The 16,343-nt window shown below is 39.1% G+C and carries 14 protein-coding genes and 2 tRNA genes (1 of these 16 only partly in view); 12 read left to right on the plus strand and 4 right to left on the minus strand.

Annotated elements, in window-relative coordinates; genetic code table 11:
* Window positions 1-233 carry the beginning of a ZIP family metal transporter gene (locus HCN54_RS04235; RefSeq protein ID WP_167596675.1) on the minus strand. Its footprint begins 436 nt before the window's first position, so only the first 233 of its 669 coding nucleotides appear in the window; its start codon is at window positions 231-233; its stop codon lies beyond the left edge, outside the window.
* 75 nt (window positions 234-308) lie between these two features.
* On the opposite strand from HCN54_RS04235, the gene HCN54_RS04240 reads away from it, so the two are divergent.
* Window positions 309-1,472: a class I SAM-dependent RNA methyltransferase gene (locus HCN54_RS04240; RefSeq protein ID WP_167596676.1), complete on the plus strand. Its 1,164-nt coding sequence runs from the start codon at window positions 309-311 to the stop codon at window positions 1,470-1,472.
* A 52-nt stretch (window positions 1,473-1,524) separates the two neighbouring features.
* Here HCN54_RS04240 and HCN54_RS04245 read toward each other — a convergent pair whose 3' ends face one another.
* Window positions 1,525-2,274 carry a C40 family peptidase gene (locus HCN54_RS04245; RefSeq protein ID WP_072985203.1) on the minus strand — a complete coding sequence of 250 codons (750 nt, stop codon included), beginning with the start codon at window positions 2,272-2,274 and terminating at the stop codon, window positions 1,525-1,527.
* A gap of 91 nt (window positions 2,275-2,365) precedes the next feature.
* Window positions 2,366-3,541 (minus strand): acetyl-CoA C-acyltransferase, encoded by a 1,176-nt coding sequence (locus HCN54_RS04250; protein ID WP_167596677.1) that lies wholly within the window; start codon window positions 3,539-3,541, stop codon window positions 2,366-2,368.
* Window positions 3,542-3,750: 209 nt separating this feature from the next.
* On the opposite strand from HCN54_RS04250, the gene HCN54_RS04255 reads away from it, so the two are divergent.
* From HCN54_RS04255 to HCN54_RS04305, 11 genes are all read left to right on the plus strand, one after another.
* Window positions 3,751-5,796: an HD family phosphohydrolase gene (locus HCN54_RS04255; RefSeq protein ID WP_167596678.1), complete on the plus strand. Its 2,046-nt coding sequence runs from the start codon at window positions 3,751-3,753 to the stop codon at window positions 5,794-5,796.
* A 140-nt stretch (window positions 5,797-5,936) separates the two neighbouring features.
* A tRNA-Ser gene (locus tag HCN54_RS04260) sits at window positions 5,937-6,020 on the plus strand.
* A gap of 22 nt (window positions 6,021-6,042) precedes the next feature.
* Window positions 6,043-6,117: transfer RNA gene (locus HCN54_RS04265), tRNA-Pro, on the plus strand.
* A gap of 321 nt (window positions 6,118-6,438) precedes the next feature.
* On the plus strand, window positions 6,439-6,855 hold the full coding sequence (locus tag HCN54_RS04270; RefSeq protein ID WP_167596679.1) for a response regulator: 417 nt from the start codon (window positions 6,439-6,441) through the stop codon (window positions 6,853-6,855).
* Window positions 6,855-7,421: a heme NO-binding domain-containing protein gene (locus HCN54_RS04275; RefSeq protein WP_167596680.1), complete on the plus strand. Its 567-nt coding sequence runs from the start codon at window positions 6,855-6,857 to the stop codon at window positions 7,419-7,421. Before HCN54_RS04270 ends, HCN54_RS04275 begins: the two co-directional genes overlap by 1 nt.
* On the plus strand, window positions 7,393-9,750 hold the full coding sequence (locus HCN54_RS04280) for a PAS domain S-box protein (protein ID WP_167596681.1): 2,358 nt from the start codon (window positions 7,393-7,395) through the stop codon (window positions 9,748-9,750). Before HCN54_RS04275 ends, HCN54_RS04280 begins: the two co-directional genes overlap by 29 nt.
* A 4-nt stretch (window positions 9,751-9,754) precedes the next feature.
* Window positions 9,755-10,888, plus strand: coding sequence for an FIST signal transduction protein (locus HCN54_RS04285; protein WP_167596682.1), 1,134 nt, complete (start codon window positions 9,755-9,757; stop codon window positions 10,886-10,888).
* Window positions 10,889-11,941, plus strand: a complete 1,053-nt coding sequence (locus HCN54_RS04290; protein ID WP_167596683.1) for a sensor histidine kinase — start codon at window positions 10,889-10,891, stop codon at window positions 11,939-11,941.
* A gap of 1 nt (window position 11,942) precedes the next feature.
* Window positions 11,943-12,260 (plus strand): Hpt domain-containing protein, encoded by a 318-nt coding sequence (locus tag HCN54_RS04295; protein ID WP_167596684.1) that lies wholly within the window; start codon window positions 11,943-11,945, stop codon window positions 12,258-12,260.
* 9 nt (window positions 12,261-12,269) lie between these two features.
* Complete coding sequence (locus HCN54_RS04300; RefSeq protein ID WP_072982763.1) at window positions 12,270-12,989, plus strand: LytR/AlgR family response regulator transcription factor; 720 nt, start codon at window positions 12,270-12,272, stop codon at window positions 12,987-12,989.
* 100 nt (window positions 12,990-13,089) lie between these two features.
* The gene (locus HCN54_RS04305; protein ID WP_167596685.1) at window positions 13,090-15,525 is read left to right on the plus strand and encodes a DUF4114 domain-containing protein; all 2,436 of its coding nucleotides are present in this window, start codon (window positions 13,090-13,092) and stop codon (window positions 15,523-15,525) included.
* Between the two features lie 75 nt (window positions 15,526-15,600).
* Here HCN54_RS04305 and HCN54_RS04310 read toward each other — a convergent pair whose 3' ends face one another.
* The gene (locus HCN54_RS04310) at window positions 15,601-16,314 is read right to left on the minus strand and encodes a hypothetical protein (protein ID WP_167596686.1); all 714 of its coding nucleotides are present in this window, start codon (window positions 16,312-16,314) and stop codon (window positions 15,601-15,603) included.
* Window positions 16,315-16,343: the final 29 nt, after the last annotated feature.

Genomic DNA, 16,343 nt, shown 5'->3' on the forward strand with positions numbered 1-16,343 from the left:
CGCGACAAAAACTCTAAAAGTATTTGAAATAAGAGTCCGGCCATAATGAATAGCCCCACATGCTTAGAACCCGAAGCATACAATTCAGGTAGAAATTCAAAAATGGTTATCGATAGCAAGAAGGCCCCGCTAAAGGCTAAAAGCAGTTTAATTGCAGCATTCACTTTTGGTTTAAACCACAAAGCAATCAGGAAACCCAGCACAACTGCTGCAATTGGTAAAATAAATATCATAGATGATTTGACTAGAATTCGTTAGTCGCAATAAGCCGGTAAAATTAACCTATTTTTGCAATCTAAAATTTTGTGATGGCAGAGAACTTTAAAATGCTGGCAAAAACCTTATTTGGTTTTGAAGATTTATTGGCAAGAGAATTACGTGAATTAGGTGCAGGAGATATAGAGATAGGTACACGCAGCGTTGGCTTCTCAGGAGATACAGGATTTATGTATAAGGCAAACTTATGCTGTAGAACGGCTATTAAAATTTTAAAGCCGTTACGCTCTTTTGTAGTAAAAGATGAGAATGCGCTTTATGCTGCTGTAAAAAGTATAGATTGGAGCCAATATATGCGTGTGAATGATACATTTGCGATCAATGCGACTTTGAGTGGCGAGCAGTTCACACACTCTTTATTTGTGGCTCAGAAGGCTAAAGATGCGGTTGTAGATCAATTTAGAGAAGCGACTGGAGAACGCCCTGATGTAGATTTGAAATTTCCAGATTTAAGTATTGATATACACATACGTCACAATAGGTGTACTATTTCTTTAGATAGTAGTGGGGTATCGCTGCATCAGCGTGGATATCGCCTCAATACTAACGTAGCTCCCATTAATGAAGTGCTTGCTGCAGGGTGTTTGATGCTTTCAGGATGGAAAGGTCACAGTGATTTTCTTGACCCAATGTGCGGTAGTGGAACGATGCTGATCGAAGCTGCGATGATCGCTTGTAATATTCCGCCTAATTTGAACCGAAAGCAATTTGGTTTTGAGAATTGGCACGATTGGGATCCTGATTTGTTTGATATTATTGAAGCTTCTGCCTTAAAGAAAATTAGAGAATTTCATTTTACAATTCAAGGCTATGACAAGGATCCTTCGGTGATCGAAAAGGCCAAAGAGAATATTAAAAATGCTGAACTCAGTGAATTTATTTCAATAAAGGAAGCTGATTTTTTTAAGACTGAAAAAGAGCGCGAGCGTCATTTGCAAATGGTTTTCAATCCGCCCTACGGCGAAAGAATTCCTGTAGAGATGGAAACATTTTATAAGAATATAGGAGATACTTTGAAACAAAATTATAAAGATACCGAAGCTTGGTTTATCACTTCAAACCTTGAATCTTTAAAACACGTAGGTTTACGCACCAGCCGAAAAATTAAACTTTATAATGGTTCTTTAGAATCCCGGTTAGTGAAATATGATATTTATGCTGGCTCCAAGAAAGCGAAATATCAGAATAACGATTAAAAGAACGGTTTATAATACTAAAAACGCGAGAAGATTTTTTCTCGCGTTTTTTTTATATAATCCTTTTTATAACTCTTAGCTTATGGGTGTGGGTGCGGCGTTCTGCGTTGTAAATTCCTGTGTGGTCTATACGATCTATGCGCACTTCACCGTGGCAATGTATAATGTAATTGTCTTGGAGCATAATACCCACGTGCACAATAGCGCCTTCATCATTATCAAAAAAAGCAAGATCCCCAGGCTCGCTTTCTTCAATAAAACTAAGCGGTTCACCTTGAGTAGCTTGTTGTGAGGCATCTCTAAATAGTGCATGTCCATTGAGGCGATAAACCATTTGGGTAAAGCCGCTACAATCTAAACCAAAGGGCGTTCGGCCACCCCATAAATACGGACTTTTCAAATACAATAATGCGGTATTGATAAAGGTTGCTTTTTCCTTTTTCTCTGCTACCGAATTGCCTTCGTAATGATCTCCCGTCAATGCTAAATTAGCCAGCTGCGCCCCTAATGGAATGCTCAGCACATGTTCATCAGAAGATGTTGCCATTTGCAAAAGATCACTCGCCAGAATAGGAGTACGCTTTTCGGCATCATCATAATCTTCTGCGGTAATCTCTTTGTATTGCTTATTGTCAATCCAGCCCTCATATTTATCGTGAGCAAGACGAATGCGGCTCCATTTTTTACGAATTTCGAGCACTTTAAAATGCTCACCATAAAGTACTTGGTTTATCATCTCGGCTGCATCAGCAGGCTCTAAACGCATAGGTACAATACTTAATGGGCAAATGCCGTAATTCATCAGGCGGTTTTGAAATTTTGGTAAAAGTAATTCAAATGATTTTTACGCACCAAAATGATTATTAACAAGACGTGTATAACTTCTAAAATACTTATCTCGAGATCACCATTGCCGATGCGCCACCACCACCATTACAGATTGCCGCTGCTCCCAGCTTGGCGTTATTCTGTTTTAAGACATTGATAAGTGTGATGAGTATACGCACACCACTGCACCCTAAAGGATGGCCTAATGAAACAGCTCCACCATTGACATTTACTTTATCTGTAGATAAGCCCAAAATTTTCATATTAGCAAGACCCACAACAGAAAAGGCTTCATTAAACTCAAAATACTCAATCTCACCTTGACCTACACCGGCTTTTGCGAGCGCTTTAGGTAACGCTTTAGAAGGAGCGGTGGTAAACCATTCAGGGTCTGTGGCAGCATCAGCATAACCTTTAATACTGCATAAAATGTCTAGGTTAAGTTCTTCAGCTTTTTCTCTGGTCATGAGGATCACTGCTCCGGCGCCGTCATTAATAGTCGAAGCATTTGCTGCGGTAACCGTACCATCTTTGGAAAACGCAGGTCTTAAGCTGCTTATTTTTTCCATACGAACATTTTTAAATTCTTCGTCTTCACTAACCACAACCGGCTCTCCGCGACGCTGAGGAACTTCTACAGGAATTACTTCGTCTGCAAACTTCCCACTTTCCCAGGCAGCAGCTGAGCGTTTGTAACTCTCAATTGCAAAAGCATCTTGATCTTCGCGTGAAAAATTATACTTGGTAGCACAAGCATCGGCGCAAACACCCATCGCATTCCCATCATAAGCATCTACCAGTCCGTCTTTTTGCATACCATCTATAAGAGTGGTAGGACCAAATTTCTGCCCGTTGCGCATATGTATATAATGCGGGATTTGGCTCATACTTTCCATTCCGCCGGCAACGACAATGTCATTGTCTCCGAGTGCGATAGATTGAGCCGCAAACATCACGGCTTTCATACCTGAAGCGCATACTTTATTTACCGTTGTACACGGCACATTTTTAGGAATACCGGCACCCAAGGCAGCTTGGCGCGCAGGAGCTTGTCCTACACCGGCCTGAACTACATTACCCATAAATACTTCGTCAACAAGCGAAGGGTCTAAATTAATTTTAGTTAAAGCGCCTTTTATAGCAGCCACGCCAAGGTCAACAGCAGTTAGTGAAGATAAACTTCCTAAAAAACTACCTATTGGGGTACGTACTGCAGAAACGATTACAATATCTTTTTTCATCTTTATTTGTGTGTTTTTTGATAGAATTCAAAAATAACAAATAGCTAACGAAAACGTTATCATTTGGCCTATACTTAACACCTCAAGCTTCCCGTTTTATTTTAGTACTTTTACTTTCATGTCAAGGATTAAAAATGAATTTCCTTGAAAAAGGTCAAGACTATTTTTAATGGGTAAGTCTTCGATTTTTGAAGCCTCACAAGAGTTATATGAGTAGTATTTTAAACCGATTTTATAAAAATCAAGGTGCGCTTTATAAGGTATTGCTGTGTATTGCAAGCACCATTCTTATCGTTTATCTTTTTCCTAAAAGTGGAAAATTTCAATTTGATTTTCAGCAGAATAAGCCTTGGCAGTATGATAATTTATACGCACCGGTAGACTTTGCCATTTTAAAGAGTGAGGATCAATTAGAGCAGGAGCGTGCCGAAGCAGAAAACTCTATAATTCCTTATTTTAATTACGATCAAGATATTGCTAACGAGGCAAAGGCAGCTTACGAAAACCAATTTTCTTCGGTTTTTACAGATTCAATTTTTAGAGATCGTCAGAGCGAACTGAAGAAATTTGGCTCTCAAATTTTAGAGGATATTTATAAATATGGGGTGATTAGCGATTTGGCCGCCTTTCAAGAAGGCCGAAAAATATATTTGCGTCGCGGAAATGAGATCGAAGAAACTTCCATAGAAAATCTGAATACTACAGATGAAATTAGCGCTTTGATCAACCGTCGACTTGTAAACGGACCATACGTACAGGCGGTCAACCGTTTTAAGGAGCTGTTTTATGATGTGGTGCAACCTAACGTTACCTATGATGAAAAGCTCACCAATAAGGAATTAAATGCTGAGTTGAGCAAGATCGCTCCTACCAAAGGCGTGGTGAATAAAGGAGGCCGAATTGTCGCAAAAGGTGAAATTGTTGAGCAAAGTACGTATCAGATACTGAAGTCTCTACAAGCCGAATATGAGTCGCAATCCTGGACTGCCAGTAAATATAATTGGGTTGTTTTTGGTTATGTTTTACTCGTTTCGGTGGCACTGACGATGTTGTTGCTTTTTATAAAAACGTATCGCGAGCACGTTTTTGAAAATAATACGATGGTGACGTTTATTTTCTTCAATATCATTTTAATGGTATTGTTCACCACACTTATCGTGAAATATGATGCAAATTATGTTTATGTGGTTCCGCTCTGTATTTTGCCGCTTGTGATAAAAGCCTTTTTTGATTCTAGATTGGGTTTGTTCACACACGTGATCACGCTACTCTTATTGGGGTTCATTGTGCCTAATACTTCAGAATATATGTTTCTGCAAGTGATTGCGGGGATTGTGACAATTTTGACCGTTTCAGAACTGTATAAGCGAGCCAATCTGTTTATTTCGGTAGGGCAGATCACTTTTATGTATATCATAGGGTATTTTGCTTTTCACATTATCCACGAGGGAACCATAGACAATTTGCAATGGGAAACCTTCAGTCTTTTTATAATTACCGGTTTAGCGACGCTTTTTGTGCAGCCGCTTATCTATGCCTATGAAAAGATCTTTGGTCTTGTAAGTGATCTTTCACTTCTAGAGCTTACGGACACAAATTCTAAGTTACTTAAGAATCTTGCTAATAAAGCACCGGGAACTTTTCATCACAGTTTAAATGTGGCAAATTTGGCCGAAGCAGCAGCTAACGAGATTGGAGCAAATGCGATGCTTACTAGGGTAGGAGCACTGTATCATGATATTGGCAAGATGTTGAATCCTACTGATTTTACTGAAAATCAATCTACCGGAATCAATACACACGAAGACCTTTCACCTAAAGAAAGCGCTAGAATTATTATTGATCACGTTATTAATGGAATCGAGGTCGCCCGGAAAAACAACCTGCCAGATCGCGTTATTGACTTTATACGCACGCACCACGGGACAAGTACGGTATACTATTTCTATAAAAAAGCGCAAGAACAAGATGAGGATGTCAATATTGACGACTTTAGATATCCAGGGCCCTTACCGTTTAGCAAAGAGACTGCGATCTTAATGATGGCTGATAGTGTAGAGGCGGCGAGTAAAAGTTTGAAATCACCAACTTCGGTATTGATCGATTCTTTTGTAGAAAAAATCATCAATAAGCAAATGGAGGAAAATCAGTTTTTAAATGCTACGATTACTTTTAAGGAAATACAGATAATTAAGAAGGTTTTGAAGTCAAAACTGAATAACATCTACCATTTGCGCATAGAATATCCGGAATAGTGATTTTCTGAAAATCTTGTTTTCAGGGAGTTAAAAAAAGATTCAAAAAAAGTTATAGAAATTCTCTAAAAAGCTTTGGTTGATCAAAAACTTAGATATATATTTGCACCCGCGTTTTGAGAGAGACGCCAACGTTCTTAGGAGAGGTGCCAGAGTGGTAATGGAGCAGATTGCTAATCTGTCGACGGGTAACCGTCGCCAGGGTTCGAATCCCTGTCTCTCCGCAACTTTTTTAAGAAAACACCTCGGGGTGTAGCGTAGCCCGGTCATCGCGCCTGCTTTGGGAGCAGGAGGTCGCAGGTTCGAATCCTGCCACCCCGACACTTTTTTAAAGCCTTGCATTTTTGCAAGGCTTTTTTATTTTCTGTCTTTTCCGATATTCAACTAGCGCTTAAAGTACTATTCTACAAGTACTTTTACTATTTATCTACACTAAACTACCATTCGTCTATACTTCGTATTGCGTTCACCGCTTTTAAATATATTTTTTAGGCATTATTGAGACTTTTGTACAGATCATTAATTTTCAGAGTTATGCTTTGGAATTTTTTAGAAGTAAAATGTTTTAGGTCTAGTGAACCTAAAGGGTTTTTCTTGTAAAATAAAATTAATAGGTAATTACCCAATTCAAACAAGATTGAAATGAAAGGAAGAGTCTTAACCATTTTGTTAATCGAAGATGACCGTATTGAGATTATGAAACTCAAACGCGTGCTCGCGCAGAGTGCCCTGAAGCATCATTTGATAGAAGCAAAAAATGGCGAAGAAGCATTGCAAATTTTAGAAGATAAAAGCGCCTTACCAGATATAATTCTACTTGACCTCAATATGCCTAAGATTAATGGGATCGAGTTCTTAAAGATCTTGAAAGCGGATGCTATGCTTAAATATATTCCTACGATCATTTTGACCACTTCTAGCAATCATAATGATGTAAAGCAATGTTATGAAATAGGAATCGCGGGTTATGTGCTTAAACCTTTAAAATATGAAGATTATGTGAGTAAAATCACTAATCTACTTAATTACTGGAGTCTTAACGAATTAATTCATATGTGATGAAAGGTGTTGTGTTTACTGAGTTTTTAGAGCTTGTAGAAGATAAATTTGGTCTTGAGATGGTAGATGCGATCATTCAGGCGTCTGATCTTGAATCTGGCGGAGCTTACACTGCGGTAGGCACTTATAAATTCGTCGAGATGGTGAGCTTATTAACCGCTTTAAGTGAACGCACACAGCTGAGTATAGACGAACTCTTATATGTTTATGCACAGCATTTTTTTAAAGTCATCGAGACGAGCTATGCAGTGCTTTTAAACAGTTACACAGATCCTTTAGAATTATTGGCTTCTATTGAAGATCACATTCACGTAGAAGTACGCAAAATTTATCCGGACTCCCAGTTACCCACCTTTAAAACCATAAATAAAACAAACCAATCTTTAATTTTAGACTACCATTCTAGTAGAGCTATGTATAGCTTTGGTCTTGGCCTTATGCACGAGACCTTTACTTATTTTGGTTTTGATTCTAAAGTGCGTTTTCAAAAGTTAAAATCAGATGGTACGCACGTACGGTTTTTTATAGAAAAAGGTCATGGAAACAGAAAACGTAGCGCTATATAAAAGACTTATCGCTCGCGAGCGCAGTGCACGTAAAGCTGCAGAGGCTATTTTAGAGCAAAAGTCTACTGAGCTCTACGCGCTTTCTGAAGAATTAAAAAAATCTAATGATCAACTTCAATCATTAATTTATCAGAAAAATTCTGAGTTACAAGGCGTTTTTGAAAATCTGGCTGATGCCTATGTCGTCATTGATATTGATGGTCGGGTATTAAAGATGAACGATGCTGCCGTTACATTAATGGGCTATGATGCCACCAAAGAACCCGTTTTTTTACCCTATTTAGTATTAGAGGAAGAACAAAAATCTGTTGAAACGGCCTTTAAAAAATTGCTTATACAAGGCAGTATCACAGATTTTAAAGTGAGTATACGCACCAAATCTGGTGAGATCAGGCGTGTTCATATAAATGCCAGTACCATTCTTGATGAGAATAATAAAGCAATTGTCGCGCAGGGCATTGTGCGCGATATAACTTTAGAAGAGAGCAAAGCCACAATCATTGAGGAGCAAAAACAACAGCTTGAATTTATTGTAAACAACTCTCCATTAGGGATAGCGCTTGCCATAAATGGTAAGATTCAAAAGTGTAACACAAGCTTTAAAAATATTCTCGCTTTTACCGAGGATCAAATCTTAGGAAAAGACCTAAAAGCCCTAACCTTTGCTGCTGAAAAATCGGATTATAAAGAGCAGCTAGAGGCTTTGCAAGAAGGAGCGGTAAATGCTTTTGTAAGTACACAAAAGTACATCACAAAAAGCGGCCAGATCATTACTACAAAGATCAATGGGACAGCTATAAAAAATCCTGAAAACGGGATGCAGATTCAAGAAGTGATCACTGTTGAAGATGTGACTAAAGAACTGCTGGCGCGCGAGCAATTGGTAGAATCTGAAAACCGACTTTCTGCCCTTATTTCCCGACTGCAAAACGGAATTTTACTAGAAGATGAGCAGCGCGACATTGTACTTACCAATCAGATGTTTTGCGATATGTTTGGTATTTCGGCAAAGCCGGAAGCATTAAAAGGCCTAAGCTGTATTAATGCGACGGAAGAAAATAAACCACTATTTAAAGATCCTGAAGCATTTGTGGCGCGTATAAAGGAGATCATTTCTGCGCGCGAACTCGTTACCGGTGATGAGCTTGAACTCAAGGATGGCCGCATTCTAGAGCGGGATTTCGTGCCTATTTTTACTAACGGAAATTATAAAGGACATCTGTGGAGCTACACAGATGTTACGCTTCAACGCCGTTATAAGAATGATTTACAGCAGCAGAAAGAGAAATACAGCAGTATTATCGCTAATATGAATTTAGGCTTGCTCGAAGTAGATAATGAGGATCGTATTCTACTAGCCAATCAGAGTTTTTGTGAAATTAGTGGCTTCAGTAAAGAAGAGCTTATAGGTAAAAAGGCTGCAGCGCTTTTTATGAAGCCTAAAAGTCAAGAGATCATTCACAGCAAGACTAAAGTTAGAGCACGAGGAGTATCTGATTCTTACGAAGTTGAGGTGCTCAACAAAGCCGGGCAGAAGCGTAATTGGTTAATTAGTGGAGCTCCCAATTTTGACATCAATGGAAAGCTTGTTGGTTCTATAGGAATCCATCTGGATATTACCGAAATTAAAAATCTAGAAGCTCAAAAAGATTTGCTTTTTGCCAATCTAGAAAAGAGTAATCGCGAACTTCAAGAATACGCACACGTGGTTTCTCACGATTTAAAAAGTCCGTTGAGAAGTATCAATGCTTTGGCCAATTGGATCAAGGAAGATAATTTGCAGCATCTTGACGATCAAAGTCTTGAGAATTTTGAAAATCTAGAAAATACCTTAGAAAAGATGGAGGCTTTAATCACAGGTATTTTAAATTACAGCAGTATTCAGCGCGATCATACTCAGGATGACGCTACGGATATAGGTAGTGTGATAGATGGCGTTACAGAGCTTATTCACATTCCTGATCATATTAAAGTTAAGAAAGGCCCTATGCCTGTTATACCTATTGACCGTATACGCATTCAGCAGGTGTTTCAGAATTTGATTAGCAACGCAGTGCGCTATTGTGATAAAGCAGAAGGCTGGGTGGAGATCAGGTATACCGAAGAAGCGCATCGCCACGTTTTTGCTGTTGAAGATAATGGTATGGGGATCGAACCGGCATATCACAATAAAATATTTAAAATCTTTCAGTCTTTGACTGATCACGAAGATTCTACAGGTATTGGTTTATCAATTGTAAAGAAAATAATTGATCTTTATCATGGCGATATTTGGTTAGAGAGTACGCCGGGTGATGGAACAACGTTTTATTTCAGTCTAAAAAAGTAAAAAAATGAAAATACAACAAGGCACACGCGATGCATCGGGCAAGTGGCAACATACTGATGTAGCAACGTCTCTCAAAGCCCCGCTTGTACTGGTGTTTTCAAACCGGTTTTTACTTGAAGATGAATCGATTTTCACACAATTGAGAGCGCAGTTTCCTGACGGGCATCTTGTTTTAGGATCAACTGCTGGTGAAATTACAGGGACTAATGTGCTTAGTGATGGTTTGGCGTATACCGCTATAGAATTTGAAAAGTCTGCTTTTGAGATCGTAAGCGCATCCATTTTAGAACAGAATAAAGAAAGTTTTGCTACCGGAAAAGTTCTTGCAGAGCGTATTAATAAAAACGGACTTAAACATGTTTTTGTTCTTTCTGAAGGAAGTTTTGTAAACGGGAGCGAACTCATTAACGGCTTGTCATCGGTTTTAGACGCTGATATTGCAATTACTGGAGGTTTATGCGGAGATGATGCTCGTTTTGAGAAAACCCTTTGTGGTTATAATCAGCCGGCTAAGGAAGGAGAAGTAGTGCTTATAGGCCTTTATGGCGACTCGCTAGAGATCAGTTTTGCCAATTATGGGGGTTGGTTTTCTTTTGGCCCAGAGCGGCTTATAACAAAATCTTCGGGTAATGTGTTGTACGAGCTTGATCATAGACCTGCGCTGGATCTCTACAAAAAGTATTTAGGCGATAAAGCTTCAGAATTGCCTCAAGCGGCATTGCTTTATCCTCTTAGCGTTCAGTTTGAACATAAAAAAAATCCGCTAGTACGTACGATTCTCAACATAGATGAAGACACGAATGCGATGGTTTTAGCCGGTGACGCTCCAGAAGGTTCACGGGTAAATCTAATGATGGCTACCGTAGACGGTATTGTAGACGGAGCTTCTGAAGCGGCGAAGCGCGCGGTAGAACACCGAAATTCACCACCTGAATTAGCCATTTTAGTAAGCTGTGTTGGCCGAAAGTTAGTCATGCATCAGCGGGTAGAGGAAGAGATCGAAGAAGTATGCGAAGTGCTCGGAAAAAATACCACGCTCACAGGATTTTATAGTTATGGAGAGCTCGCTCCATTTGCTGATGATCGCATCTGCGAATTGCACAATCAAACGATGACACTAACGCTTATAAGTGAATAGATGAATAGGCTTTTACAACGACAGATACGGAAGCATTTATTAGAAAAAGGTGTTGAGCTTGATGAGCAACTTCAGGTATTTTTAGATGCTGTGAGCAGTTCGTATACCAATTACGAAGAGCAGTTGACTATGGTGCAACGTGCTATGTCTTTAAGCTCTGATGAGTTGTTTGAGGCGAATAAAAAATTACAGAAAGAAACCTCGCAGCAGAAAAATATAATTGAGAGTTTGACGCAGACCATTGCGGCACTTTATAAGTACAATAATCAGCTTGAGACGCCTAAAAAAGACAGTATCAATCTGGATGCGTTAGAACTTGCACGTGTGATTGACAACCAGACACGCGAAATTATAGCTACCAATAAACATCGTGATGAATTACTCGCTCAACTCGAAAAGCAAAATGAGGAACTCAATGACTATGCACATATTGTTTCGCACGATCTAAAATCGCCTCTCAATAATATCAATGCGCTTACTAATTTTATTATTGAAGATGACCGCTTATCTGAGGAGAGTATAGAAAATCTAGATCTTATTTTAGAGCACGTTGAGCATATGCACAACCTGATTCAGGGGATTTTAGAATATTCGGCTATTGATAAGGCGGTAGACGACAAACACGCTATTGATCTCAATCGCTTAGTGACAGATCTGCTGGCGACAATGCATACACCTAAACATATTGAAATTAGCGTGCTAAAGCACTTGCCTAAAGTTTATGGAAATTCGTTTAGGTTTCAGCAGTTGTTTCAAAATTTAATTCAGAATGCGATTAATTACAATGATAAAGCGCAAGGCGTCGTACGTGTAACTTTTGAAGAGCGCGATGAATGCTATGAATTTAGTATTGCTGATAATGGTAGAGGTATTGATCCTGCCTATCACGATAAGATTTTTCAGGTTTTTCAAACTTTAGAACAAGATGCTAAACACAAGGGAATTGGGCTTTCAATTGTATTAAAGATCATAAAATTCTATGGTGGAAAGATTTGGTTAAGTTCAAAACCCAAAGAGGGAACCACCTTTTATTTTACCTTGCCTAAACACTAAAATGACAAAGCCAAATTTAGATAAGATCAAAGAGATCGCCGGCGGAACTGCTAGCTTTGAACAGGAAATGATCAGCATCATTAAAGAAGAGCTTCCTGCTGAGCTTGAGCAGTATCAATTTCATTTAGAGCAAAATAATTTTAAACAAACTGCCGAAAGTGTTCATAAGCTAAAACATAAAATTAGTATCTTGAATATGGAAGAAGCTTATTCAACCGCAGCGGCTTATGAAAATGAGCTTAGAGCCGAAAACCCAACTTCTGCTCCAGCCTTTAAAAAAATCATTGATGAACTTAACGCTTTTGTCAGGAAGCTTTAAAACCTACTTATGAATTGCATTATAATCGACGATGAAGCTTTAGCACGTTCTATAATTCGCAACCACTGTGATAAAACCGCAGATGTTGAAGTGGTAGCTCAATTTGAGAATGCGATTAGTGCGATAAAATACCTGAATCAAAACGAGGTAGACCTTATCTTTCTTGACATTCATATGCCTGATTTTACAGGATTTGATTTTATTCAGACCTTAAAAAATCCGCCTAGAATTGTTTTGACTTCGTCTGATCGCAATTTTGCTATTGAAGCTTTTGAATACGAGTGCATCGTAGATTATTTAGTAAAACCTGTGGCGCTTCCGCGTTTTTTAAAGGCTGTTCAAAAAGCGCAACAATTTGTGGCAAGCACAGAGCCTATTCAGGATACTTCAGTACAAAGCCAGCCGCAACAAGAAACTGAGAACGATCTGTATATCAACATCGATCGTCGTTTGATCAAACTTAATTTTGACAGTATTTTGATCATTGAAGCTAAAGGCGATTACATCTTAATTAAAACCGAAGGTAAAAATTACACCGTACACTCTACGCTCAAGAAAATAGAAGAAAAACTGCCTGAAAGTAAGTTCTTAAAAATACACCGTTCGTATGTGATCAATTATCATAAGATCATTGATATAGAAGACAATAGTGTATTGATCGCAAAAGATGTGATTCCTATCAGCAGATCCAATAGACCTATTTTGATGAAGCGGCTTAACTTGCTTTAACGCAACAGTTTTTCCATTTAACTATACTTAAAAGCCATCTACCGAAAATCGATAAATTGGCTTGAGGTGGTCCTTTAATTTTGGATTCAAATCCAAGATTATGAGACTGCTACACTTACTTTTTGCGTTGTTGATTGTGACAGGCGCTGCTGCCCAAAACTTTAATTTTTTAGGAAATTATACAGCAGACGGAACGCCGCTTTACTTAGAACCTCAAGACGATTTCGTTAGCCCGGAAACGCTTCAAATGGTATCTAATTCTCTACCGGAATCTTTTCCTGTGCCTATTTATAATCCGCATTATATTTCTAGTGGATACGACACAGATATCATCGTGCAGGAAGATGCTGAGGTTTTTGTAACCTTTGTCGCTGAAGGTGCAGGATATAAAAACGTACTTGGTTTTTATACTTATGATGTCAATAACCCTTTAGATCGTGCACCTTATGATCACGAGATCACGATTGTTTTTCCTAATGTTTCGGCAAAATGGTCTGGAGGTAGCCTCGTTGCAGGTAACAAAGTAAAACTAGGATCGTTTGAAGCAGGAACCGGTATTGGCTGGGTGTTGTTAGCAAATGCCTGGCAGTCTGAAGTGACTTGGGGATTATGGCAATTATATTCAAATCCTGATTTTAATCCCGAGGCGCAAGAAGATTTACGGTATCATAATGTATTGCTCAATGACCCCGTCAATGAACGTATTATTTTGGGTTTTGAAGATATACGCCGCGATTACGGTTCCTGCGATCAGGATTTTAACGATGCCCTATTTTATATTTCAGCAAACCCATATAGTGCTCTTGAAACCCGAAATTACGCCGATGTAGATTCGGCTACTAAGGTCAATTCTGCTTATGATGGAGGTTTAGAGAGTAATGGAGATCTTTCAACATTGATCGCAAAGCGAAATCTCAAGCGAACTCAAACGGCTGATCATAAAAATACTAAAGCTGCGCAGCGTAAATTCAATAAAAGCAAGTTTCCCTCAAAAAATGGAAATTCAAATCTGGCAAGCTATTTTGGGGAATCGGCACTTTTTGGGACTGAAGAAGCAGCGATTGCTAGTCCGTCTGATTTACAAGAAATAACAAATGCTTCGAGCGTTTTTGCGATCGACTATTATCAGGAAGCAGACCGTGTTGCAGCAGGCTTGTTGTTAGAAACGAAAGATGGCGTTTATGATCACGCAAAAACCATTTGCGATCGCTTGAATGGTTCTTCCTTAGAAGATATTAGAACGTTTCAATTACGCGGGCATACGCTCATTTTGGCTAAGATCAAACGCGCCAATGGTAATCTGGAATACGCCGTTAGTTTTTCGGTAAATCATAAATCGAACAATCCTACGGTTTACAGTTTTTGGAATATAGATCAATATCCTGAAGGTGATTATCTCAATTTTCAATTCTGGGGAAAGTCAGTAGGGCAGGTGAGCGCTTTAGTGAATTATACCCTTGATGTTTTTGAGCAATCGCAACCTTTAGCGGCAGATACTACGGTAGATAAACTTCCACAGGTTTTTGTAAAAAGTGGGTACTATTATGACGGAAAATTAATGCTTAACGTACAAAATAAAACCGGCGTTACGGGCATTAGCACACGTGCAAATATTCATCCTACAGAAACTGAAGCTTTGCAAACTCAAGAGCATTGGGTGGCTTTGAGCGGGGCTTATGAGGAACAGATCGAAATTACTACGGGGCATCTTTTTGACGCGGGGATAGCGCTTTATGATACACAGAATCCAACCTACGATGCCTTATATCTAGCTGATGGACCTTGGGGCATTGATTACAAAGAAGAGGAAGTTTACGTGAATGATTTTAAGGTGATGCAGCCTCAGGAAGAAACTCAAGATGCAGAATATCTTGTGGAGCGAGAAGTAACAGTCAGCGCTGAGGTTAAAGGAACTTTAAACATTTTTAGACATCTTTTAGCAGGCGAACTTGCGTTAGATGTGCACGATCTTTCTGCTTTAGAATTTAGTGTTAAGGCTAACGCTCCTATTGAAGTTATCTTGGTTCCGGCACAGCTTGAGGATTGGGATCAGCGGTTACGCTACGTGATCCCCGAAACTTCGACCGAGCAGCATTTTATCATTCCGTTTGATGCTTTTGAAGACGGCTCGGGAGCTTCTCAGTCGCTTACCGCGATCCGTAGTGTGGTCTTTTCAATACAAGGAGATTTTGTAAATAGTACTTCGGTACAAGTAGATTTAAAAAACGTGGCGTTCAGTACCAATCGCACCTTGTCTAACGAAGCTTTTCAAGAAGAAACTCAGCTTGCGGAAGTACATAATTTCCCTAATCCTTTTACAGCGTACACATTGATCAAATTGCCTGAGCCGGCAAATGAGGCAACGCTCGCTGTAATAGACTTAAGCGGAAGAGAAGTACTGCGGAAGAAAGAAAACCCTACCGGAAATAATGATGTTTTGCGCCTGGATCGTAACGGACTATCCACCGGGATGTATACGTATAAAGTCATCACCAAAGCAGGTCAGACTTATAAAGGAAAATTACTCGTGAATTAAAAATATAGTAGTTGTTTAGTTTGAGAAAAGGATGGTGCTTTCGGTATTATCCTTTCTTTTTTTGTTTAAATAGTTTCAATTGGTTTCTTGCGTATAATCGCAAGCGGCATCAATACTCAACTTTAGGTCTATCTTCTGATAGTTGAGTAACTGCCATTGCGCATCCTTTCGATGATAATAATCTATAAAGTACTTTTGGTAGAAGATTCCGTTAGGAAGGTTTTGCGTAGCTTTCCATTCTTCAAAAGCGGTAGCTTGGGTCAGTAGCGGAAAATGAAAAGATGTTTCAGGAGCTATAATGTAAAGCAACGTTCCGGTTTTTTTCTTCTTAGCCCTTCTGGGATTGTTTGCGGCTAGCGCGTAATATTGATATTGAAGACCATCTATCAAGGTATCTTTTGCACGGCTGAAATCATAATGTTTAGTCTGATAGGTATACGCATTGCGATAACTGCGAACAAATTTACACGGAATTTTAACCGCAACTGCCTGATCAAATTCCGCCTTAAGAAAACTCACCTCAAACTGAAGTCCGTTCTCGTCTTTAAAATTTAATAGGTAGTGCAAACTGTCAAGTGCTGTAAGCACTCCGTGATAGCTGTTGTCTTTAGAGTTGGTTAGGTACGTAATCGATGCAATGCTGTCCTGTGTATAAAACGGACGATTTTTTACAGGGATCGAATCTTTAAAAAAGGTTTGCTGATACTCCAGGCGATAGTCAAAAGTGTAGTCTTTCTGCCCAAAACAAAGGCCGGTACACAGTAAAAGGAAAAATAACGTATAGTGCATTGAAAGTAAATCGTTTACTTTCTCAATAT

The organism is Leeuwenhoekiella sp. ZYFB001 (genome assembly GCF_011784865.1).
GTDB lineage: Bacteria > Bacteroidota > Bacteroidia > Flavobacteriales > Flavobacteriaceae > Leeuwenhoekiella > Leeuwenhoekiella palythoae.